This is a genomic window from Streptomyces sp. MspMP-M5 (genome assembly GCF_000373585.1).
Taxonomy (GTDB): domain Bacteria; phylum Actinomycetota; class Actinomycetes; order Streptomycetales; family Streptomycetaceae; genus Streptomyces.
The window spans coordinates 109,237-130,261 of sequence record NZ_KB891878.1; the positions used below are offsets into that span (position 1 = coordinate 109,237).

A 21,025-nucleotide genomic window follows, 5' to 3' on the forward strand; every position below is an offset into this window, starting at 1 on the left:
GCATATGCTCCTCCCTCTGGACGGCATCACCGTGGTCGCGCTCGAACAGGCGGTCGCGGCACCCTTCGCCACCCGCCAACTCGCCGACCTGGGCGCCCGGGTCATCAAGGTGGAGCGCCCCGGGACCGGCGACTTCGCCCGCGGCTACGACGAGACGGTGCGCGGGATGTCCAGCCACTTCGTCTGGCTCAACCGCAACAAGGAGTCGATCGCGCTGGACGTCAAGCGCGCCGACGACGCCGCGGTGCTGCGCCGGCTGCTCGCCCGTGCCGACGTCTTCGTGCAGAACCTCGCGCCCGGGGCCGCCGAGCGGCTGGGCCTGGACGCCGGGGCGCTGCTGGCGGCCCACCCCCGGCTCGTGGTGTGCGGCATCTCCGGCTACGGCACCGGCGGCCCGTACGCGCACGCCAAGGCGTACGACCTGCTGGTGCAGTGCGAGGCCGGGGCGATGTCGCTGACCGGGACCCCGCCGGAACCGGCCAAGATCGGAATCCCGGTGGCCGACATCGCCGCCGGGATGTACGCCTACACCGGCATCCTCACCGCCCTCTACGAGCGCGAGCGCACCGGCCGGGGCGGCGCCTTAGAGGTGTCGATGCTGGAGGCACTGGGCGAATGGATGGGCTACCCGGCCTACTTCACCCGCTACGGCGGCACCACCCCGCCCCGCTCCGGCGCCGAGCACGCCGCCATCGCCCCGTACGGGCCCTACCGCGCGGCGGACGGCGGGCGGGTCTTCCTCGGCGTCCAGAACGAGCGGGAGTGGGCCGCGTTCTGCGCGCAGGTGCTGGAACTCCCGGCACTGGCGGCCGATCCGCGCTTCGACCGGAACTCCGCCCGGGTCGCGCACCGCGAGGAGCTGCGGCAGCGGATCGAGGAGCGGTTCGCACGGCTGCCGGCCGAGGAGATCGAACGGCGGCTGGCCGGCGCCCGGATCGCGCACGCCCGGCTGCGGGACGTCGCGGAGTTCACCGCGCACCCGCAGCTCGCCGCCCGGGACCGCTGGCGCACCGTGGACTCCCCCGTCGGCCCGCTGGACGCCCTGCTGCCGCCGGTGACCGTCGCCGGCCGGGAGCCCCGGATGGACCGGATCCCGGCCCTGGACGAGGACCGGGAGCACATTCTGGCGGAACTCGACGCCACGGAACGGAAAACGGACGGCAACCGCTGACGCTCCTCTGGCCAGCCGCCTTCCGCCGTACGACCATGTCGGCGCCGGCCCGCTCGTCCGGCTCCGGACGAGCGGGCCTCTCCTCCTCCGAAAGGAAGCCGTCCATGGGCAGACCCCTCGCCGCTCGCGGCAGATCGACCGCCGCGCCGCTGGCCGTACTGCTGGTGCTCGTCCTGGCCCTGCTCGCGGTGCCCGAGCCGCCCGCCCACGCCGCCGCGGCGCCGGGCGGCCCGGCCTCCGGCGTCGACGCGTACTGGACCGCGCGGCGCATGGAGGCCGCCGAACCCGTAGTGGAAAAGGGGGCGAAGACCGCGAAGGCACGGCCGGCGGCCGCGCCGGTCCCGCCCAGCCACCCCTTCCAGGGCCTGCCCCAGGTGGGGACGTTCTTCTGGACGGACGGCAGCAACACCGGCCGGTTCTGCGGCGGCACGGTGATCCGCAGCCCGCACCGGAACCTCGTCCTCACCGCGGGCCACTGCCTGCTCTCCCCCGACCCGAAGAAGTACCTCTCGTTCGTGCCTCAGTACCACGACGGGCTCAAGCCGCACGGCATCTACCCCGTCGAGCGGATCTACCTCGACCAGCACTACTACGACCTCGGGACGGACGGCGGCGCCCGCTGGGACTACGCGGTCGTCCGGGTCGGCCCGCGCAAGGACGGCGCCCAAGTCCAGCGGATCACCGGCGGCTTCGACCTCCGCCCCTACCCCGGGTACGACCACCCCGACGTCCGCCTCATCGGCTACCCCGGCAGCAGCGACGCCCGCTACCCCGAGCCGCTGGACTGCGCCTCCGCCACCCACCGCTACACCAGCACGGACCCGGCCGCCCCCGGGGACTTCCTGGAGATCCCCTGTGCCGGCTACATCGGCGGCACCTCCGGAGGCCCCTTCCTCGTACGGGACTTCGGCGGCTACGCCGTCATCGGCGTGATCGGCGGCTACCACACCGGCGGCGACACCCCGGACATCTCCTACAGCGCGTACTTCACCCTCGACACGCTGCTGTTGTACCTGCACGCGGTACACGGCGACACCCCGGCCGCACCGCGCCCCGCGGCCTGACCCACCCTCACACCCCGGGACCGTTCGTTCGCCTGTTCTTCATCCGGTGGAAGCGGCCGAGTCCATCCGGCCGCTTCTAGGGTTACCGCGCCCCTCCCCCCATCCGCTCGTGACTCCCGTCCGGAGGACAGTCATGACCGCAGTCAAGGCGCGCAAGCGCACCCGGCGCACCCTCACCGCGCTGGCCGGCGCCGCGGCCCTCGCCACCACCTCGCTCGCGCTGTGGGCCACCACCGGCTCCACCGCGTCCGCGCAGGCGGCCGGGCTCCCCTCCCCCGACCACGTGGTCGTGGTGATGCTGGAGAACCACGCCTACGACCAGGTGATGGACAGCTCCAGCGCGCCCTACCTGAACTCCCTCAAGGACGGCGGCGCCGTCCTCACCCAGTCGTTCGCCCTCACCCACCCCAGCGAACCGAACTACTACATGGTGTTCTCCGGCTCCAACCAGGGGCGCACCGACGACAGTTGCGTACCGGTCGGCTCGATGTCCGCGCCCAACCTCGGCTCCGAGCTGCTCGCCGCCGGCCAGACCTGGGCGAGCTACAACGAGGGCCTGCCGAGCCAGGGTTCGACCAAGTGCAGCAGCGGGGACTACGCACAGAAACACAACCCGTGGTTCGGCTTCTCCAACGTGCCGACGTCCACCGCGAAGACGATGGACCAGTTCCCGTCCGACTACAGCACCCTGCCGAAGGTGTCCTTCGTCATCCCGGACCTCTGCAACGACATGCACGACTGCTCGGTGGGCACCGGCGACACCTGGACGAAGAACAACCTCAGCGGCTACGCGGAGTGGGCCAGGAGCCACAACAGCATCCTCGCCGTCACCTTCGACGAGGACGACCGCCTGTCCGGCAACCGCATCCCGACACTGTTCTACGGCGCCCACGTGGCGCCGGGCAGCTCCAGCGACACCAGCTACAACCACTACAACGTCCTGCGCACCCTGGAGGACCTCGCCGGCCTGACCGGCCACGCCGGCAACGCCGCCGCCGCCTCCGACATCACCGGCATCTGGAACTGACGCCCGTGTACCTCGCGGACTCCCGCAACAGCACGACGCCTTCGGCCGGCGCCACCGGTCCGACCGCCGCCCCGGGCAGCACCCGCCCGGGGCGGCGGTCCGCGGTGCCCGGTACGGTGCTGGCGCTCGGCGCGGTCAGCCTGATCACCGATGTCTCCGCGGAGATGATCACCGCGGTGCTGCCGCTCTACGTCGTCACCGCCCTCGGACTGTCCCCGCTCGGCTTCGGCCTGCTGGACGGCATCAACAACGGCGTGGGGGCGCTGGTCCGGCTCGCCGGCGGCCATCTCGCCGACGGCGGCGGACGCCGGCACAAGGTGGTGGCCGGCATCGGCTACGGCCTGTCGGCCGTGTGCAAGCCGCTGCTGCTGCTCGCCCGGGGACTGCCGGCGATCAGCGCCGTGCTGGCCGCCGACCGCGCCGGCAAGGGCCTGCGCACCGCGCCCCGGGACGCGATGATCTCGCTGGCCACCCGGCCCGAACACCGCGGCCGGGCGTTCGGCGTGCACCGCGCCATGGACACCGCCGGCGCGCTGCTCGGGCCCCTGGTGGCGTTCGCGGTACTGCGGGTCGCGGTCGACGGCTACGACGCGGTGTTCACCGTGAGCGCGTGCGTAGCGGCACTGGGCGTACTGGTGCTGGTCCTCTTCGTCCCGTCAAGCCCCGCCACCACCAACACAGGAACAAGCACAGACACAAACACAGGCACCGGCACAGGCACAGACACAGGCATCGCATCGACGCCCGCTCACCCGCGCCCCACCCTGCGCGACTCCCTCGCCCTGCTGCGCCGCCCCGCACTGCGCCGGCTGACCCTGTGCGCCGCGCTCCTGGGCCTCACCACCGTCAGCGACGCCTTCCTCTTCCTTCTCCTCCAGCGCCAACTGGGCGTCCCCGCCGACCTGTTCCCGCTGCTGCCGCTCGGCACCGCCGCGACCTTCCTGCTGCTCGCCGTGCCACTGGGCGCGCTCGCCGACCGCGTCGGACGCCGCCGGCTCTTCCTGGCCGGCCACGCCGCGCTGCTCCTGGCCTACGCGCTGGTGCTCGCCCCGTTGCACGGCCCGGCCACCGTGGTCCCGGTGCTCGTCCTGCACGGCGCCTTCTACGCGGCCACCGACGGGGTGCTGGCCGCCGCCACCGCCGGCGCGGTCCCGGCGGAGCACCTGGGCGCCGGCCAGGCCCTGGTGGGGACCGGCCAGGCACTGGCCCGGTTCGTCTGCTCGCTGGCGTTCGGCGCGGCCTGGAGCTTCTGGAACGGGCGGGCCGCACTGGCGATGGCCGCCGTGGCACTGGCGTCCGCCGCCCTCGTCGCCGCCCGCCTGCTCAGGACCACCGACACCCCGGACACCGGCCACATCGCCCACGACGATCCCCACATCCCCCACGGAGCACCCCGATGAACCGCAGGACCCGCCTGGCCGTGCTGCTCTTCGCGGTGGTACTGCTGACGGCGGTCGGCGCCGCGGCGGTGCTGCGGGCCGCCGACCGGTCCGCCGTCCGCGACCGGCAGCAGGCCGACGGGCCGCCGGTCCGCACCGGCGACGTCACCCTCCGGCCATCCGGAGCACGGCAGCTGCTGGTGCGCAACCTCGCCTGGGGCCCGCACCGCGACGAGATCGCCGCGGTCCCGGCCGGACACCCCGACGCACCGCGCACCGCCTCCGGTGTGAAATGCCTGCGCTTCCACGCCGCCGCCGGCACCGCCATCTGCCTCCAGGCCGAGCGCGGCACACTCACCGACACCTACCGGGCGGTGGTGCTCGACTCCCACCTCCACATACGCCACAGCTTCCCGGCACCCGGCATCCCGACCCGGTCCCGGGTCTCCCCCTCCGGCCACCTGGTCGCCTGGACCGTCTTCGTCAGCGGCGACTCGTACGCCGGCACCGCCTTCTCCACCCGCACGGCGATCGCCGACATCCGCACCGGGGCGCTGGACGACAACCTGGAGGAGTACGCCGTCACCAAGGACGGCCACCCGTACCACGCCTCCGACCTCAACATCTGGGGCGTCACCTTCGCCGACGACACCCACTTCTACGCCACCCTCGCCACCGGCGGCCGCACCTACCTCGTCCGCGGCGACCGCACCACCCGCACCCTCACCACCCTCCACGGCAACGTCGAATGCCCCTCGCTCTCCCCCGACGGCACCCGTATCGCCTACAAGAAACGCGTCCCCGGCGCCTCCCCGGACGCCCCCTGGCGGCTCTACGTCCTCGACCTCGCCACCATGAAGGAGACCGCCACCGCCGAGCACCGCAACATCGACGACCAGGCCCTCTGGTCCGGCAGCGGCACCCTGGTCTACGCGATGCCCGGCGACTACGGCTCGGACCTGTGGACGGTCCCCGCCGACGGCTCCGGCACCGCCCACCGCCTGATGACGTCGGCGGTCGCCCCCGCCTATACGGGCTGACGCCCGGCCACCGCAACGACCGGCCCGGGTGTGCTGTCCGATGGATCAGGACCGTGCCGGCCGCTCACCGGTCTGACCCGTCGCCAGATCCTGGGCGAGCGAGACCCGGGACATCAGGACCGCGCCCCACAGGACCAGGCCGACGCCCAGCGCCTCGGGCAGCAGCCACCACCCGGCCCGGACCCGCTCGTCGAACAGCGTCACCCCCAGCGACAGACTGATCAGCGCGTCACCGAGGGTGAGCACCGGCTGAGAGGCGGTCAACGGGCCGGACTGCATGGCGTTCTCCATCATGAACAGCGCCAGGGCCCCGGTCAGCGCGAAACCATATGCCTGCCAGGAGGTGAAGAACTCGGCCGGGCCGCCGCTCGCCCAGGCATGCGTGGCGTCCTTGAGCAGGGCGGCGGTGAGCGCATAGCCGATCGCGGTCGCCGCGCCGAAACAGGCGGCGCGGACACTGCCGGCCCCGCGCCGCAGCCCGGCGCCGACCACCGTGGCGATCACCGAGTAGCACACGATCAGCGCGGGGATCCAGCGGCTCAACGGAGCGTGGTCGCGCCCGGCGGTGGGCGCGGCGGCGCCCAGCGCGGTGCCCAGCCCGACGACCAGCAGCCCCACCCCGGCCCAGCCGCGCCCGGAGACCCGCCTGCCCAGCACCGCTCGCGCCATGAGCAGGGCCAGCGGCAACTCCAGCACGAACAGCGGCTGGACCACCGACAGCGGGCCCATCAGCAGCGCCAGTGCCTGGAACGCGGCGGCCGGCAGCACCATCAGCATCCCGGCGAGCCACGCCGCACGGTGCAGCAGGTCGGCGATCAGCCCGATCCGCAGCCGGCCGGAGACCGGCACGGTGCGCGCGGCACGGCGCTGCAGCACTGTGGACAGCGCGTTGCTCGCCGCCGCGAGCACCGCGAACACGACGGCCGCCCAGATGGCCACGCGCCCACCTCTCCGTCGCCGGACCCCGCCCCGACGCTAACCGCAGCCCGCCCGAGCCGCCCGGCACGGTCGTACAGGAGGGTCCGCCGCTGTCGTTCTTCCGCGTGACACCCCGGCGCGTCGCTTGGCCAGCCGGCGGACCTCCCGCACGGTGAGACGGTGCGCCGCTTCGCTCCCTTCCTCGCCACCACGCTGGCCGCCGCGGCCTTGGCTGCGGCCGGCTGTGCGGTCGTTCTGACGTCCGGGCCCGACGCCGTCTCGCCGGGGGCCGGCGGGACCGCCCCCCGTACGGTGGCTCCGGGGCCGCCGGGCCTGTTCGCCCGCACGTTGTCGGCGTTCCCGCCGTAGGGTTCGCCTTTCTTGCGCCCGGCGGCGCTCGCCTTTGCGCCTGACGGCGCGTTTGCCGGCCCGCTTCGCGGGCGTTGTTGGTCCGCTGCGCGGGCTTGTTCTCCGCTGCGCGGGGCTGTCGGGTGCGGTGGCGGGTCTGCGGGGTAGGGGTGTGCCGGACTGCTTCGCTTTACGTCCGGCACACCCCTACCCCGCAGCCCCGCCACCTCCCGTTGAGGGTTGGATTTCAGGCCGGTTGAAGCTCATGCCCGGTGGGCCAGTACAGGCCCCGGACTGAGGGGTGACCGTCGATGATCAGCGACCCGCACGGGACCACTCACGCCAGCCCCACCCACCGTCTTCCATGACTACCCACGGGAGGGGACGGGTCGGAGGGGCAGGGGGTGTGTCCGGACGTAAAGCGAAGCAGTCCGGACACACCCCCTGCCCCGCAGACCCGGCACCGCGGCCGAACAGCCCCGCGCAGCGGACCCGCGCCGCCAGGCGCAAAAAGGCGAACCCCCGCGGCGGGGAAACCGGGAGCGGCGATCAGCTGACGCCGTACACCAACCGCATCGGCTCCGCCGCTGCAAGCAACTCGCGGGCCACGGCGCCCGCCTCCGCGGGATCCCAGCGGGCGCCCTTGTCGCGCGTCGGTCCGGGCCGCCACCCTTCCATCACCGTGATGCGGCCTCCCTCGGCCTCGAAGACCCGGCCGGTGACGCCGGCGCTGTCCGCCGCGGCGAGCCAGACGACGAGCGGGGAGACGTTCTCCGGGGCCATGGCGTCGAAGGCACCCTCCACGGGGGCCATCGCCGACGCGAACGCCCGCTCCGTCATCCGGGTGCGGGCCGCCGGGGCGAGGGCGTTGACCTGGACGCCGTAGCGGGCCAGTTCGGCGGCGGCGACGAGGGTCAGGCCGAGGATGCCGGCCTTGGCTGCCGAGTAGTTGGCCTGGCCGACGCTGCCCAGCAGGCCGGCGCCGGAGCTGGTGTTGACGACCCGGGCGTCGGGCGTCCGCCCGGCCTTGGTCTCGGCCCGCCAGTGCGCGGCGGCGTGCTTGAGGGGCAGGAAGTGGCCCTTGAGATGGACCCGCAGCACCGCGTCCCAGTCGTCCTCGCCGAGGTTGACCAGCATCCGGTCGCGCAGGAACCCGGCGTTGTTGACCAGCGCGTCCAGGCGGCCGAAGGTGTCCAGGGCGGCGGTGACGAGGGAGCGGGCGCCGTCGTCGGTGGTGATGTCGCCGGTGTGTGCGACGGCCCGGCCGCCGTGTGCCCGGATCTCGTCGACGACCTGCTGGGCGGGCCCGGTGGAGCCGCCGGTGCCGTCGGCCGCCACACCGAGGTCGTTGACGACGACGACGGCGCCCTCGGCGGCTAGCGCGAGGGCGTGGGCGCGGCCCAGGCCCCGGCCGGCCCCGGTGACGGCGGCGACGCGTCCGGTGCAGATTCCGGTCATCTCATGACTCCTCGGGGTGGTTGACGGTGGCGGCGTCGAGGAAGGCGGGGCGTTCCCCGCCGCCGTGGACGAGCAGGCTGGCGCCGCTGACGTAGCCGGCGCGGACGGAGGCGAGGAAGACGCAGGCGGCGCCGATCTCGGCGGGTTCGGCGAGCCGGCCGAGCGGGACGGTGGCGGCGACCGCGGCGACGCCGGCCTCGTCGCCGTAGTGGAGGGCGCTCCGTTCGGTGCGGACCATGCCGGGGACGACGGTGTTGACGCGGACGTGCGGCGCCCACTCGACGGCCATCGAGCGGGCGAGGTGGTCCAGGCCGGCCTTGGCGGCGCCGTAGGCGGCGGTGCCGGGCGAGGGCCGGGTGCCGCTGACACTGCCGATCATGATCACCGAGCCGCCGTCCGGCTGGCCGCGCATCACCTCGTAGGCTGCGAGCGAGGCGGTCATCGGGGCGGTCAGATTGAGTTCGACGACCCGGGCGTGGCGTTCCGCCGCGGTCGCGCCGAGCAGCCGGTAGGGGGTGCCGCCGGCGTTGTTGACCAGGCAGTCCAGGCGGCCGTGGTCGGCCGCGACGGCGCCGAAGAAGTTCCGGACGTCAGCGGGTTGGCGCAGGTCGAGGGGGTGGAAGCGGGCGGTGCGGCCGTCCGCGGCGACGGGGGTGTCCGGGGGGCGTCGGGCGCAGACGACGACCTCCGCGCCGGCCTGGAGGAAGGCGCGGGCGATGCCGGCGCCGACGCCCCGGGTGCCGCCGGTGACGACGGCGACCCGTCCGGACAGATCGAGGTTCAGGGACAACTGGTACCTCCCGCGGCGGGCGATCCGCTGCTAACTTCCTACCTAACAAACGCTTGGTGGAAAGGTAGCTGATCTGCTCATGGGTGTCTCCACCTCCGCACCCGACCAGGGCGTCACGGTCGTCACCGTGGACTTCCCCCCGGTCAACGCCCTCCCCGTACAGGGCTGGTACGACCTCGCCGACGCGGTACGGACCGCCGGCCGCGCTCCCGAGGTCCGCTGTGTGGTGCTCACCGCCGCGGGCCGCGGGTTCAACGCCGGCGTCGACATCAAGGAGATGCAGCGGGACACCGCGGCCGGCGGCCACGGGGCACTGATCGGCGCCAACCACGGCTGCGCCGAGGCGTTCACCGCGGTCTACGAGTGCGAGGTGCCGGTGGTCGCCGCCGTGCACGGCCACTGCCTGGGCGGCGGGATCGGCCTGGTGGGCAACGCGGACGCGATCGTGGCGAGCGACGACGCCACCTTCGGCCTGCCGGAACTGGACCGCGGCGCGCTCGGCGCCGCCACCCATCTGGCCCGGCTGGTCCCCCAGCACCTGATGCGGGCGCTGTACTACACCTCGCGGACCGCCACCGCACGGGAGCTGCATGCGCACGGCTCGGTGTGGAGAGTGGTACCGCGCGATGAACTGGAGGGTGTGGCAAGGGAGTTGGGGCGCGAGATCGCGCGCAAGGACGGCTCCCTCCTGCGGCTCGCCAAGGCTGCCCTCAACGGTATCGACCCGGTCGACGTGCGCCGCAGCTACCGCTTCGAGCAGGGCTTCACCTTCGAGGCCAATCTCAGCGGGGTCGCGGACCGGGTCCGCGACACCTTCGGGAGCCGGAACGCCGGGGACGGCAAGGAGGAGCGATCGTGACCGACAAGACCATGACTCCGGACGAGGTCGTCGCGCGGCTGCGCAGCGGGATGACCCTGGGCATCGGCGGCTGGGGCTCCCGCCGCAAGCCGATGGCACTGGTGCGGGCGCTGCTCCGCTCCGACGTCACCGACCTGACCGTGGTCTCCTACGGCGGCCCGGACGTGGGACTGCTGGCCGCCGCCGGGAAGATCCGCGAACTGGTCACCGCGTTCGTCACCCTCGACTCGATCCCCCTGGAGCCGCACTTCCGGACGGCCCGCCAGTCGGGCGGATTCGAGCTGAGCGAGATCGACGAGGCGATGTTCATGTGGGGGTTGCGGGCCGCCGCCAACCGGCTGCCGTTCCTCCCGGTCCGGGCCGGTCTGGGCTCGGACGTGATGCGGGTCAACCCCGGGCTGCGGACGGTCACCTCGCCGTACGAGGACGGGGAGACCTTCGTCGCGATGCCGGCGCTGCGGATGGACGCGGCGCTGGTCCACGTCAACCGCGCCGACCGGCTCGGCAACGGCCAGTACCTGGGCCCCGACCCGTACTTCGACGACCTGTTCTGCGAGGCCGCGGAGCGCGCGTATGTCTCGTGCGAGGAGTTGGTGGACGGCTTCGGGGCCGCCGTCCCGCAGACCCTGCTGGTCAAGCGCCATACGGTGACCGGCGTGGTGGAGACGCCGCGCGGTGCGCACTTCACCTCGTGCGTCCCGGACTACGACCGCGACGAGGCGTTCCAGAAGCTCTATGCGACCACGCCCTGGCCGGAGTTCGCCGCGCGGTTCCTGCACGGGGACGAGAAGAGCTACCAGTCGGCCGTCCAGACCTGGCACGAGGAGATGCGATGACCAGCCGCGCCGAATACTGCGTGCTCGCCTGCGCCGACACCTGGCGCGACAGCGGCGAGGTGCTCGCCAGCCCGATGGGCACCGTGCCGTCCCTCGGCGCCCGGCTAGCCAAGCGCACCTTCTCCCCCGATCTGCTGCTCACCGACGGCGAGGCGCTGCTGGTCGGCCTCGACGGGCGGGCCGAGGGCTGGCTTCCCTACCGTCAGCACCTGGCCATGGTCACCGGCGGCCGGCGGCATGTGATGATGGGCGCCAGTCAGCTCGACCGCTTCGGCAACCAGAACATCTCCTGCATCGGTGACTGGCAGCGGCCCGCCAGGCAGCTGCTCGGCGTGCGCGGCGCGCCCGTCAACACCCTGAACAATCCGACGAGTTACTGGGTTCCGCGGCACTCCCGGCGGGTCTTCGTCGAGAAGGTCGACATGGTCTGCGGGGTCGGCTACGACAACGCGGCCGCCGCCGGCCCGTCCGCCACCCGCTACCACCGCATTCCGCGGGTGGTCAGCAACCTCGGCGTCCTCGACTTCGCCACCCCGGACCACACCATGCGGCTGGTCTCGCGGCACCCGGGCGTCACCGTCGAGGAGGTGCAGGACGCCACCGGCTTCCCGCTGGCCCGCGCCGACGAGGTCCCGTACACCCGGGAACCCACCGACGAGGAGCTGCGGTTGATCCGCGAGGTGCTCGATCCGCAGGGGCTGCGCGACCGCGAGGTGCCGTCGTGAGCGCCGGCGTCGCCCGGGCCGATGACCGGACCCCGTCCGCCGGGGACGGCCCGCTCCTGCGCACCCCGCTGACCGAGCTGACCGGCGTGCGGCATCCGATCGTGCAGACCGGGATGGGCTGGGTGGCCGGCCCGCGCCTGGTGTCCGCCGCCGCCGACGCCGGCGCGCTGGGCATCCTGGCCTCCGCCACCATGACGCCGGACCAACTACGGGCGGCGGTCCGCGAGGTGAGGTCCCGTACGGACCGGCCGTTCGGGGTCAATCTGCGGGCGGACGCCGGGGATGCGGCCGAGCGGGTGCGGATCGTCGTCGACGAGGGCGTCCGGGTCGCCTCCTTCGCACTGGCGCCCTCGCGGGAGCTGATCGCCCGGCTCAAGGACGCCGGGGTGGTGGTGATCCCGTCCGTCGGGGCCCGGCGGCACGCCGAGAAGGTCGCCGCCTGGGGCGCCGACGCGGTGATCGTCCAGGGCGGCGAGGGCGGCGGCCACACCGGGAGCGTCGCCACCACCGTGCTGCTGCCGCAGGTGGTGGACGCGGTCGACATCCCGGTGATCGCCGCGGGCGGGTTCTTCGACGGCCGGGGGCTGGTGGCCGCGCTCGCCTACGGCGCGGCCGGGATCGCCATGGGCACCCGTTTCCTGCTGACGTCGGACAGCACTGTGCCGCCGGCCGTCCAGGACCGCTATCTGGCGGCCGCGGTCGCCGATGTCGTCGTCACCACCAAGGTGGACGGGCTGCCGCACCGGATGCTGCGCAGTGAGCTGGTCCGGGCGCTGGAGCGGTCCGGGCGGGCCGCGGCGCTGGTCAGGGCGGTGCGGCACGCCGCGTCGTTCCGGAAGCTGTCCGGTCTGAGCTGGGCCGGGATGGTCCGCGACGGGCTGGCGATGAAGCACGGCACGGACCTGACATGGAGTCAGGTGCTGCTGGCGGCCAACACCCCGATGCTGCTGAAGGCGTCGATGGTGGACGGCCGCACCGACCTCGGCGTGATGGCCTCCGGGCAGGTCGCCGGGGTGATCGAGGACCTTCCGTCCTGTGCCGACCTGGTCGACCGGATCATGGCCGGGGCACAGCGGACACTGGCGGGCCTGCCCCACTGAACGACCGCCGCGTCCCGCTGCACGGCGCGGTCAACTGCCGTGACCTGGGCGGCTGTCGGGCCGAGGACGGCCGGCGGCTGCGCCACGGCCGGCTGTACCGCTCGGACGCCCTCGCCGAGCTGACCCCAGGCAGAACCCGGACCTGCTGATCCCGCTCCATCTGACCTACTGGCGTACCGGCGCCTCAGAGACACTCGACGATGGTGACGTTGGCCTGGCCGCCGCCCTCGCACATGGTCTGCAGGCCGAACCGGCCGCCGGTGCGCTCCAGTTCGTTCAGCAGCGTGGTCATCAGCCGGACACCGGTGGCGCCCAGCGGATGGCCGAGGGCGATGGCGCCGCCGTTGACGTTGACCCGCTCCGGATCGGCGCCGGTCTCCTTCAGCCAGGCCAGCACCACCGGCGCGAACGCCTCGTTGATCTCGACCAGGTCGATCTCGTCGAGCGTCATCCCGGCCTTCTTCAGTGCGTGGGCGGTGGCGGGGATCGGCGCGGACAGCATCCGGATCGGGTCCTCGCCGCGGACCGAGAGGTGGTGTATCCGGGCGCGCGGCGTCAGCCCGTGCGCGGCCACCGCCCGCTCGGAGGCGAGCAGCATCGCGGCGGCCCCGTCGGAGACCTGCGAGGAGACCGCGGCGGTCAGCCGGCCGCCCTCGACGACCGGCGCCAGCGCCGCCATCTTCTCCAGCGAGGTGTTCCGGCGCGGCCCCTCGTCGGCGGTGACCTCGCCGTACGCGACGATCTCCCGGTCGAAGCGGCCCTCGTCGATGGCCCGCACCGCCCGCTGGTGGGAGCGGAGCGCGAACTCCTCCATCTCCCGGCGGGAGATGTCCCATTCGGTGGCGATCAGCTCGGCGCCGTGGAACTGGTTGACCGGCAAGTCGCCGTAGCGGGCCCGCCAGCCCTCGGAGCCGGCGTACGGGCCCTGGGTGAGCCCCAGCGGCTCGGCGGCCTGGCGGCTGGCGAAGGCGATCGGGATCTGCGACATGTTCTGCACCCCGCCCGCCACGACCAGGTCCTGGGTGCCGGAGAGCACCCCCTGGGCGGCGAAGTGCAGGGCCTGCTGCGAGGAGCCGCACTGCCGGTCGACGGTGACGCCGGGCACCTCCTCCGGCAGCCCGGCGGCCAGCCAGCAGGTCCGGGCGATGTCCCCGGCCTGCGGTCCGACGGTGTCCAGGCAGCCGAAGACGACGTCCGCCACGGCGGCCGGATCGATCCCGGTGCGCCCCATCAGCGCGGTCAGCACATGTGCGCCCAGGTCGGCCGGGTGGACGGCGGAGAGCCCGCCGCCCTTCTTCCCCACCGGGGTGCGGACGGCATCGACGATGTACGCCTCGGACATGGTGAACTCCTCGGTCCTCGGTCAGATTCTGCGGATGAGCCGGTCAGTCCCGCAAGGCGATGCCGTCCGGCACCATCGAGAGGTACTGGCGGGCGATCTCCTCGGGGCTGTGCTGTGCGCCCGGCCGGTACCAGGAGGCGGCGGCCCAGGCCAGGAGTTCGCCGCTCCTCAGGCATGCTGCGAGCTGACCGAGACGGTCTCCCCGGTCATGTACGAGGCGTAGTCGCCGGCCAGGAAGACGATCACGTTGGCCACCTCCCAGGGCTCGGCGTAGCGGCCGAACGCCTCCTTCTCGGTCAGCTCGGCCAGCAGCTCGGGGGTGGTGACCTTCACCAGGTGCGGATGCATGGCCAGGCTGGGCGAGACCGCGTTGACCCGCACCCCGTACGCGGCGGCCTCGATCGCGGCGCAGCGGGTCAGCGCCATCACCCCGGCCTTGGCTGCGGCGTAGTGCGCCTGGCCGCGCTGGGCGCGCCAGCCCACCACGGAGGCGTTGTTGACGATCACGCCGCCGGCGCCCGTGGCCCGCATCCGGCGCAGCGCGGCGCGGGTGCAGCGGAAGGTGCCGCCCAGGGTGACGTCGATGACCTTCGCCCACTGCTCGTCGGTCATCTCGACGAGGTCGGCGGTGCCGCCGAGCCCGGCGTTGTTGACCACGATGTCGAGCCGGCCGTGCCGCTCCTCGGCGAGCGCGTACAGGGCGGCCACCTGCGCCTCGTCGGTCACGTCGCACGGCAGTCCGGCGACCCGGTCGGCGCCGAACTCCGCGGCCAGCGCGGCCGTGCTCTCGGCCAGCCGCCGGGCGTGCGCGTCCCCGACGACGATCCGGGCGCCCTCCTCCAGGAACCGCCGGGCGGTGGCCCCGCCGATCCCGGCGCCGGCGGCGGCGGTGATCACCGCCGTCCGCCCCTTGAGCAGGTCGTGACCGGGCACGTAGGCCGGTGCCGTCATGCCTTCGCCTCCTTGGGAAGGCCGAGCACCCGCTCGGCGATGATGTTCCGCTGGATCTCGTTGGAGCCCGCGTAGAGGGTGTCGGCGCGGGAGAAGAGGAAGAGCCGCTGCCAGTCGTCGAGTTCGTACGGCGCGCCGGCGGCGAGCATGCCGCCCGCGCCGCAGACGTCCATGGCGAGTTCGCCCAGCTCGCGGTGCCAGGTCGCCCAGTAGATCTTCCCGATGGACGCCTCGGGGCCGGGGGCGCCGGCGGCGACGCCCTCCAGCATCCGCAGGGCGTTGCAGCGGATGATCTCCAGGCCGATCCAGGCCCGGGTAAGCCGGTCGCGGATCAGGGGGTCGTCGACCGCCCCGTTCCGTCGCGCCAGGTCCCTGAGCGCCTCCCACTCCCTTGTGAAGCCGACCTGTTGGCCGAGGGTGGAGACGCCGCGCTCGAAGCCCAGGGTGGCCATCGCGACCCGCCAGCCGTCGCCGGGCGCGCCGACCACGTGCGGGGCCCGGGCGCCGTCGAAGAACACCTCGTTGAACTCGGCGGTGCCGGTGAGCTGGGTGATCGGCCGGATGTCGACGCCGGGCCGGTCGAGCGGGACGAGGAGGTAGGAGAGCCCTCGGTGGCGGGCGGAGCCCGGTTCGGTGCGGGCGAGGACGAAGCACCACTGGGACTCCTGGGCGAGCGAGGTCCAGATCTTCTGGCCGTCGACGACCCAGTCGCCGCGCTCCTCGTCGAAGGCCGCCCGGGTCCGGACGTTGGCCAGGTCGGAACCGGCGTCCGGCTCACTGTAGCCCTGGCACCACAGTTCCCGTACGGCCGCGATCTCCGGCAGGAAGCGGGCCCGCTGTGCCTCGGTGCCGAAGGCGATGAGGGTGGGGCCGAGCAGCTGCTCGCCGATGTGGTTGACCCGGGCCGGGGCGTCGGCGAGCGCATACTCCTCGTGGAAGGCGACCTGTTGCTCCAGGGTCGCGCCGCGCCCGCCGTGCTCCACGGGCCAGCCGACGCAGGTCCAGCCCGCGGCGGCCATGTGCCGCTCCCAGGCCAGGCGTTCGGCGAACGCCTCGTGCTCCCGGCCGGGGCCGCCGCGGCCGCGCAGGGCCGCGAACTCCCCGGTGAGGTTGGCCCGCAGCCAGCTGCGGATCTCGGTGCGGAAGCTCTCGACGGTGGTGGGGGCCTCGACGCTGCTCATGACCGTACCGTAATCTACCAAACACTTGTTAGGGAAGGAGGTCGCCGATGACCGCCGGCGAGGAAACGCCCGTGGTGCGCTACGCCCGGCAGGGCCCGGTCGCCACCGTCACGATGAACCGCCCGGAGTACCGCAACGCCCAGAACTCCGCGATGACCTACGCCCTGGACCGCGCCTTCTACCGCGCCGCGGACGACGACGAGGTCAAGGTCGTGGTGCTGGCCGGTGAGGGCCGGCACTTCTCCGCGGGCCACGACATCGGCACCCCCGGCCGGGACGCCCATCTCCCTTTCGACCGCCGGGCCGGACTGTGGTGGGACCACTCGGACAAGGCCGGCGCGGAGAGTCGCTACGCCCGCGAGTCGGAGGTCTACCTGGGGATGTGCCGCCGCTGGCGGGAGCTGCCCAAGCCGGTGATCGCCGCGGTTCAAGGCGCCTGTGTGGCGGGCGGGTTGATGCTCGCCTGGATCTGCGATCTGATCGTCGCCGCCGATGACGCCTTCTTCGCCGACCCGGTCGTGCGGATGGGCATCCCCGGCGTGGAGTACTTCGCCCACCCGTGGGTGATGCCGCCGCGGATCGCCAGGGAGTTCCTCTACACCGGCGACCGCATGCCGGTGCAGCGGGCGTACGAACTGGGCATGGTCAACCGCGTCGTCCCGCGCGACGAACTCCACGACCACACACGGGAGTTGGCGGAGCACATCGCCGGGATGCCGCGGATGGGCCTGGCCCTGACCAAGCGCGCCGTCAACCAGGCCGAGGACCTCCAGGGCCTGCACCCCGGCCTGGACTCGGTCTTCGGCCTGCACCACCTCGCCCACGCCCACAACGCCGAGACCGCCCGGGACCCGCTCGGCGGGATGGACATCGCCAAGATGAAGGAGGCCGGTTCCTGATGGACCTGGACGCAAGCGGTGCCGATGCCGCGTTCCGGGCCGAGGCCCGTGCCTGGCTCGCCGCGCACGTCCCCGCGAGGCCGCTGCCGTCGCTGGAGACCCGCGAGGGCTTCGCAGCCCACCGTGCCTGGGAGGCCCGACTGGCCGCGGACCGCTGGTCGGTGGTCTCCTGGCCGGCCGAGTACGGCGGCCGGGACGCCTCCCTCTTCCAGTGGCTGATCTTCGAGGAGGAGTACTACGCCGCGGGTGCCCCCGGCCGGGTCGGCCAGAACGGCATCAGCCTCCTGGCCCCCACCCTCTTCGAGCACGGCACCCCGGAGCAGCGCGCCCGCGTTCTCGCCCCGATGGCCACCGGCGAGGTCGTCTGGGCGCAGGCGTGGTCCGAGCCGGAGGCCGGATCCGACCTGGCGTCACTGCGCTCGACGGCCGTCCGCACCGACGGCGGCTGGCGCTTGCGCGGCCAGAAGACCTGGTCGTCCCGGGCCGCCTTCGCCGACCGCGCGTTCGGCCTGTTCCGCAGCGAGCCCGGCACCCCGCGCCCGCACCAGGGACTGACGTACCTGATGTTCCCGCTGGACGCACCGGGGGTGACGGTGCGTCCGATCGGCCGGCTGGACGGCAAGCCCGCCTTCGCCGAGCTGTTCCTCGACGACGTCTTCGTCCCGGACGCGGACGTCATCGGCGAACCCGGCCAGGGCTGGCGGGTGGCGATGAGCACCGCCGGCAACGAACGCGGCCTGACCCTGCGCAGCCCCGGCCGCTTCTGCGCCGCCGCCGAACGGCTCACCGCACTGTGGCGGGAGACCGCCGACCCGGCCGACACCGCACTGCGCGACCGGGTGGCCGACGCGGTGATCGGCGCCCGCGCCTACCAGCTGTTCGCCTACGCCAACGCCTCCCGGATCGCCGCTGGAGAGGGGGGTCCCCCCGGTCGAGCGCAGTCGAGAGCGGGGGACTTGGGCGCCGAGTCCAGCCTCAACAAGGTCTTCTGGTCGGAGCTGGACATCGCCCTCCACGAGACCGCCCTGGACCTGCTCGGCCCCTACGGCGCGCTCGCCGACGACGCCGACGACGCGCCCGCCCACGGCAGCTGGGCCGACGGCTACACCTTCTCCCTCGCCGGCCCCCTCTACGCCGGCACCAACGAGATCCAGCGCAACATCGTCGCCGAGCGGCTGCTCGGGCTGCCGAAGGAGGTCAGGGGATGAGCACCCGCACGTACCGGGACGGCGCGGCGCGGCCCGTGCCGCGGGAAGGGAACCGTCGATGCGCTTCCTGCTGACCGACGAGCAACGGGACTTCGCCCGTACGCTGGACTCCCTGCTGGGCGCGGCCGGCACCCCGTCCGCCGTCCGGTCCTGGGCCGCCGGGGAGCATCAGCCGGGCCGCGACCTGTGGGCCCGGCTCGCGAAGGCCGGGGTGTTCGCCCTCGCGGTCCCCGAGGAGCACGACGGCATGGGCCCGCTCCCCCTCGAACTCGCCCTCGCCTTTGTCGAATTGGGACGGTACGCGGTACCTGGCCCGCTGGTCGAGACCGCCGCCGCGGCGGCCTTCCTGCACCGGCTGGGCGACGCCGAGGCGGCCACCGCCTGGCTGCCGCGGATCGCCGCCGGCGACGCGCTCGTCGGCCTGTGCCCGGACGGCGCCCCGTTCGCTCTGGACGCCGACGCCGCCGACACCGTCCTGGTCGTCCGGGACGACACGGTGTGCCGGACCGAGACGCACGGCCCGGTCCAGCCCGCCCTCGATCCGGCCCGGCGGCTCGCCCGTCCGCTGGGCGGCACCGTCCTCGCCCGCGGCCCGGCGGTCACCGCGGCCGCCCGCCATGCCACCGACCTCGCCCGGCTGCTCACCGCCGCCCAGGCAGTCGGTCTGGGCCGGGCCCTGCTGGCCGGCACCGTCGAACACGTCAAGCAGCGTACCCAGTTCGGACGGGCGATCGGCTCCTTCCAGGCGGTCAAGCACCGGCTGGCCGACACCCTGATCGGCCTGGAGTTCGCCCAGCCGCTGGTGCACGCGGCGGGCCTGGCACTGGCCGCGGACGCCCCGTCGGCCGGCGCGGAGGCCGCGGCGGCGAAGGTGGCGGCGGGCGAGGCGTGCTACGCCGCCGCACGCACCGCCCTCCAACTGCACGGCGCGGTCGGCTACACCGACGAGCCGGACCTCTCCCTCTGGATCCGCAAGGCCCGCCCCCTGCGGGACGCCTGGGGCACCCCCGCCGAGTGCCGCGCCCGAGTCCTGGCCGGCTGACCGGCCGCCGGACTCCACCCGGTCACCAACCAGACGCCGGCCCAACGCCGCGGCCCTGTACCTCCGGATCACCTCCTGGGGTACAGGGCAGCGGCACCCACTTTTACTACTTCGCCACGTCAAACCCCTGACATCTCAACCTACGTGACGCGACATCAACTCCAACTCACCCGCCAGCCGCCGCCGATGTTCGGCCGGTGTCCCGAGAAGCTGGGCGCTTCCATGCGCGCGTTTGAAGTAGCGGTGGGCGTCGTGCTCCCAGGTGACGCCGATCCCGCCGTGCAGCTGGATCGTCTCCCCGGCCACCGCCGAGAACGCCTCCGAACAGGCGGACTTGGCGGCCGCGGCGAACCGGGGCAGGTCCGGCGCGCCCGCCGCGGCGGTGTGCGCGGCGCCCAACGCGATCGACCGGGCCGCCTCCACCTGCACATACGCGTCCGCCAGCCGGTGCTTGACGGCCTGGAAGGATCCGATGGGGCGGCCGAACTGGACCCGCTCGCGGGCGTAGGCGACGGTCAGTTCCAGGCAGCGTCCGGCCGCGCCGACCTGCTCGGCGGCGAGTGCCAGGCACCCCAGGTCCCGCACCTGGGCCAGCGCCCGGCCGCCGTCCCCGTCCGCGCCCAGCAGCCGGCCCGCGGCGCCGTCCAGTACCACGCGCGCCTGGGGGCGGGTGGCGTCCATCGGTACCAGCCGCTCCCGGCGGACGCCGGGCCCGTCCACCGGGACCTGGAAGAGCGAGATTCCGGTGTCGGTCCGGGCGGCCACCACCAGCAGGTCGGCGTCCGCGCCGTCCAGGACGTGGTCCTTGACACCGGTCAGCCGCCAGTCACCGTCCGGGGCCCGGCGGGCCGCGGCGCGGACGGCGGACGGCTCCCAGGAGCCGTTCTCGGCCCAGGCCAGCGCGCCCACCGCGGACCCCTCCGCGAGCGCGCGGAGCGGTGCGGTGCCGCCGCAGGCGAGCAGGGCCTGGGTGGTCAGCACCGCGGACCCCAGGTACGGCACGGGGGAAAGTGCCCGCCCCAACTCCTCCATCACCACATGGACTTCGAGCGGGCCGCAGCCGGCCCCACCGTGCTCCTCCGGCACCGCCAGCCCGGCCGCGCCGATCTGCCCGGTGAGCGGCCCCCAGGCGTCCGGTCCGGGCTGCCTGGCCAGCAACTGCCGTACCGCAGCCCGCAGTTCCTCCTGCTCGTCGGTCGGTCTCATCCGCCGTTCCTCCCTTCGCTCCCGGCCGTCCGGCGCAGTTCGCCCTTGCGGACCTTGCCGCCGGCGTTGCGCGGCAGTTCCGGTACGAGGTGGTAGCGCCGGGGCACCTTGAAGTCGGCCAGCCGTGCGCGGGCCCACTCCGTCAGTTCCCCGGGGTCGGGCGCGCTACCGTCCGCGGGCACGACGAACGCCACCCCGACCTCGCCCAGCCGCTCGTCGGGGGCGCCGACGTCCCCGGTGCGCCGCCGGCCGTCGGGGTCCACGGCGGCGGCGGTGGCGGCCGGGGCGTCGAGGTAGCCGGGCACCTTCCACGGGTTCCTCGGCAGGGCCGGACTGCTGCCCGCCGCGGACACCGCGCCGGCGGCGACCGCGGACCGGCTGACCGACACCCTGCGTGACGGCGGCGTGACGAGTGGGTGAGGGCCGGGTGGCGAGGAGGGTGACAGTATGCGGGGGAGCCGTGTCGGCCGGTCGATGCGGT

General features: G+C 73.7%; 22 protein-coding genes and 1 pseudogene. 14 read left to right on the forward strand and 9 right to left on the reverse strand.

Annotation, left to right across the window (positions count from 1 at the left end):
* Positions 1 to 4 precede the first annotated feature (4 nt).
* The 5 genes from B073_RS0108675 to B073_RS0108695 all read left to right on the forward strand — a co-directional run bounded on the left by B073_RS0108675 (position 5) and on the right by B073_RS0108695 (position 5,681).
* Positions 5 to 1,171 (forward strand): CaiB/BaiF CoA transferase family protein, encoded by a 1,167-nt coding sequence (locus tag B073_RS0108675; RefSeq protein ID WP_018537694.1) that lies wholly within the window; start codon positions 5 to 7, stop codon positions 1,169 to 1,171.
* Positions 1,172 to 1,275: 104 nt separating this feature from the next.
* Positions 1,276 to 2,235 (forward strand): trypsin-like serine peptidase, encoded by a 960-nt coding sequence (locus tag B073_RS0108680; protein WP_018537695.1) that lies wholly within the window; start codon positions 1,276 to 1,278, stop codon positions 2,233 to 2,235.
* 133 nt (positions 2,236 to 2,368) lie between these two features.
* Positions 2,369 to 3,262 carry an alkaline phosphatase family protein gene (locus B073_RS0108685; RefSeq protein ID WP_018537696.1) on the forward strand — a complete coding sequence of 298 codons (894 nt, stop codon included), beginning with the start codon at positions 2,369 to 2,371 and terminating at the stop codon, positions 3,260 to 3,262.
* 5 nt (positions 3,263 to 3,267) lie between these two features.
* A complete protein-coding gene (locus B073_RS0108690) occupies positions 3,268 to 4,662 on the forward strand; it encodes an MFS transporter (protein WP_018537697.1) in 1,395 nt (464 codons plus the stop codon).
* The gene (locus B073_RS0108695) at positions 4,659 to 5,681 is read left to right on the forward strand and encodes a TolB family protein (RefSeq protein WP_018537698.1); all 1,023 of its coding nucleotides are present in this window, start codon (positions 4,659 to 4,661) and stop codon (positions 5,679 to 5,681) included. The genes B073_RS0108690 and B073_RS0108695 overlap by 4 nt, the downstream gene beginning before the upstream one ends.
* A 45-nt stretch (positions 5,682 to 5,726) precedes the next feature.
* On the opposite strand, the gene B073_RS0108700 is transcribed toward B073_RS0108695, so the two are convergent.
* The gene (locus B073_RS0108700; RefSeq protein ID WP_018537699.1) at positions 5,727 to 6,620 is read right to left on the reverse strand and encodes a DMT family transporter; all 894 of its coding nucleotides are present in this window, start codon (positions 6,618 to 6,620) and stop codon (positions 5,727 to 5,729) included.
* Between the two features lie 159 nt (positions 6,621 to 6,779).
* Here B073_RS0108700 and B073_RS0108705 point away from each other — a divergent pair, with 159 nt between their 5' ends.
* Positions 6,780 to 6,968: a hypothetical protein gene (locus tag B073_RS0108705; RefSeq protein ID WP_018537700.1), complete on the forward strand. Its 189-nt coding sequence runs from the start codon at positions 6,780 to 6,782 to the stop codon at positions 6,966 to 6,968.
* A 528-nt stretch (positions 6,969 to 7,496) separates the two neighbouring features.
* On the opposite strand, the gene B073_RS0108710 is transcribed toward B073_RS0108705, so the two are convergent.
* Together B073_RS0108710 and B073_RS0108715 are read right to left on the reverse strand one after the other, a co-directional pair.
* The gene (locus B073_RS0108710; RefSeq protein WP_018537701.1) at positions 7,497 to 8,405 is read right to left on the reverse strand and encodes an SDR family oxidoreductase; all 909 of its coding nucleotides are present in this window, start codon (positions 8,403 to 8,405) and stop codon (positions 7,497 to 7,499) included.
* A 1-nt stretch (position 8,406) separates the two neighbouring features.
* Entirely contained in the window at positions 8,407 to 9,195 is a 789-nt protein-coding gene (locus B073_RS0108715) for an SDR family oxidoreductase (RefSeq protein ID WP_018537702.1), read from the reverse strand.
* Positions 9,196 to 9,274: 79 nt separating this feature from the next.
* Between B073_RS0108715 and B073_RS0108720 the strand changes: the two genes are divergently transcribed.
* From B073_RS0108720 to B073_RS47640, 5 genes are read left to right on the forward strand one after another with little or no spacing between them, the layout of a single operon-like run.
* Positions 9,275 to 10,054 carry an enoyl-CoA hydratase family protein gene (locus B073_RS0108720; RefSeq protein WP_018537703.1) on the forward strand — a complete coding sequence of 260 codons (780 nt, stop codon included), beginning with the start codon at positions 9,275 to 9,277 and terminating at the stop codon, positions 10,052 to 10,054.
* Positions 10,051 to 10,890 (forward strand): CoA transferase subunit A, encoded by an 840-nt coding sequence (locus B073_RS0108725; RefSeq protein ID WP_018537704.1) that lies wholly within the window; start codon positions 10,051 to 10,053, stop codon positions 10,888 to 10,890. The genes B073_RS0108720 and B073_RS0108725 overlap by 4 nt, the downstream gene beginning before the upstream one ends.
* Positions 10,887 to 11,615, forward strand: coding sequence for a CoA-transferase subunit beta (locus B073_RS0108730; protein ID WP_018537705.1), 729 nt, complete (start codon positions 10,887 to 10,889; stop codon positions 11,613 to 11,615). The genes B073_RS0108725 and B073_RS0108730 overlap by 4 nt, the downstream gene beginning before the upstream one ends.
* 56 nt (positions 11,616 to 11,671) lie before the next feature.
* A complete protein-coding gene (locus tag B073_RS0108735) occupies positions 11,672 to 12,715 on the forward strand; it encodes an NAD(P)H-dependent flavin oxidoreductase (protein ID WP_026247200.1) in 1,044 nt (347 codons plus the stop codon).
* Positions 12,716 to 12,732: 17 nt separating this feature from the next.
* Positions 12,733 to 12,864 (forward strand): tyrosine-protein phosphatase, encoded by a 132-nt coding sequence (locus B073_RS47640; RefSeq protein ID WP_267881384.1) that lies wholly within the window; start codon positions 12,733 to 12,735, stop codon positions 12,862 to 12,864.
* 35 nt (positions 12,865 to 12,899) lie between these two features.
* Here B073_RS47640 and B073_RS0108740 read toward each other — a convergent pair whose 3' ends face one another.
* From B073_RS0108740 to B073_RS0108755, 4 genes and pseudogenes are all read right to left on the reverse strand, one after another.
* Positions 12,900 to 14,057 (reverse strand): acetyl-CoA C-acetyltransferase, encoded by a 1,158-nt coding sequence (locus B073_RS0108740; RefSeq protein ID WP_018537707.1) that lies wholly within the window; start codon positions 14,055 to 14,057, stop codon positions 12,900 to 12,902.
* A gap of 43 nt (positions 14,058 to 14,100) precedes the next feature.
* Positions 14,101 to 14,205: pseudogene (locus B073_RS47645) on the reverse strand (TetR family transcriptional regulator); the annotation flags it as partial.
* 20 nt (positions 14,206 to 14,225) lie between these two features.
* On the reverse strand, positions 14,226 to 15,008 hold the full coding sequence (locus B073_RS0108750; protein WP_018537708.1) for an SDR family oxidoreductase: 783 nt from the start codon (positions 15,006 to 15,008) through the stop codon (positions 14,226 to 14,228).
* Positions 15,005 to 16,189, reverse strand: a complete 1,185-nt coding sequence (locus B073_RS0108755) for an acyl-CoA dehydrogenase family protein (protein WP_018537709.1) — start codon at positions 16,187 to 16,189, stop codon at positions 15,005 to 15,007. Before B073_RS0108755 ends, B073_RS0108750 begins: the two co-directional genes overlap by 4 nt.
* A 47-nt stretch (positions 16,190 to 16,236) precedes the next feature.
* On the opposite strand from B073_RS0108755, the gene B073_RS0108760 reads away from it, so the two are divergent.
* Genes B073_RS0108760 through B073_RS0108770 form a run of 3 tightly spaced genes read left to right on the forward strand, consistent with a single transcriptional unit; the run spans position 16,237 to position 19,338 of the window.
* Positions 16,237 to 17,088: an enoyl-CoA hydratase gene (locus B073_RS0108760; RefSeq protein ID WP_018537710.1), complete on the forward strand. Its 852-nt coding sequence runs from the start codon at positions 16,237 to 16,239 to the stop codon at positions 17,086 to 17,088.
* The gene (locus B073_RS0108765) at positions 17,088 to 18,296 is read left to right on the forward strand and encodes an acyl-CoA dehydrogenase family protein (protein ID WP_018537711.1); all 1,209 of its coding nucleotides are present in this window, start codon (positions 17,088 to 17,090) and stop codon (positions 18,294 to 18,296) included. Before B073_RS0108760 ends, B073_RS0108765 begins: the two co-directional genes overlap by 1 nt.
* Before the next feature lie 58 nt (positions 18,297 to 18,354).
* Complete coding sequence (locus tag B073_RS0108770) at positions 18,355 to 19,338, forward strand: acyl-CoA dehydrogenase family protein (RefSeq protein WP_018537712.1); 984 nt, start codon at positions 18,355 to 18,357, stop codon at positions 19,336 to 19,338.
* Between the two features lie 135 nt (positions 19,339 to 19,473).
* On the opposite strand, the gene B073_RS0108775 is transcribed toward B073_RS0108770, so the two are convergent.
* Together B073_RS0108775 and B073_RS39450 are read right to left on the reverse strand one after the other, a co-directional pair.
* Positions 19,474 to 20,544, reverse strand: a complete 1,071-nt coding sequence (locus B073_RS0108775) for an acyl-CoA dehydrogenase family protein (RefSeq protein WP_018537713.1) — start codon at positions 20,542 to 20,544, stop codon at positions 19,474 to 19,476.
* Complete coding sequence (locus B073_RS39450) at positions 20,541 to 20,933, reverse strand: AMP-binding enzyme (protein ID WP_018537714.1); 393 nt, start codon at positions 20,931 to 20,933, stop codon at positions 20,541 to 20,543. Before B073_RS39450 ends, B073_RS0108775 begins: the two co-directional genes overlap by 4 nt.
* Positions 20,934 to 21,025 lie beyond the last annotated feature (92 nt).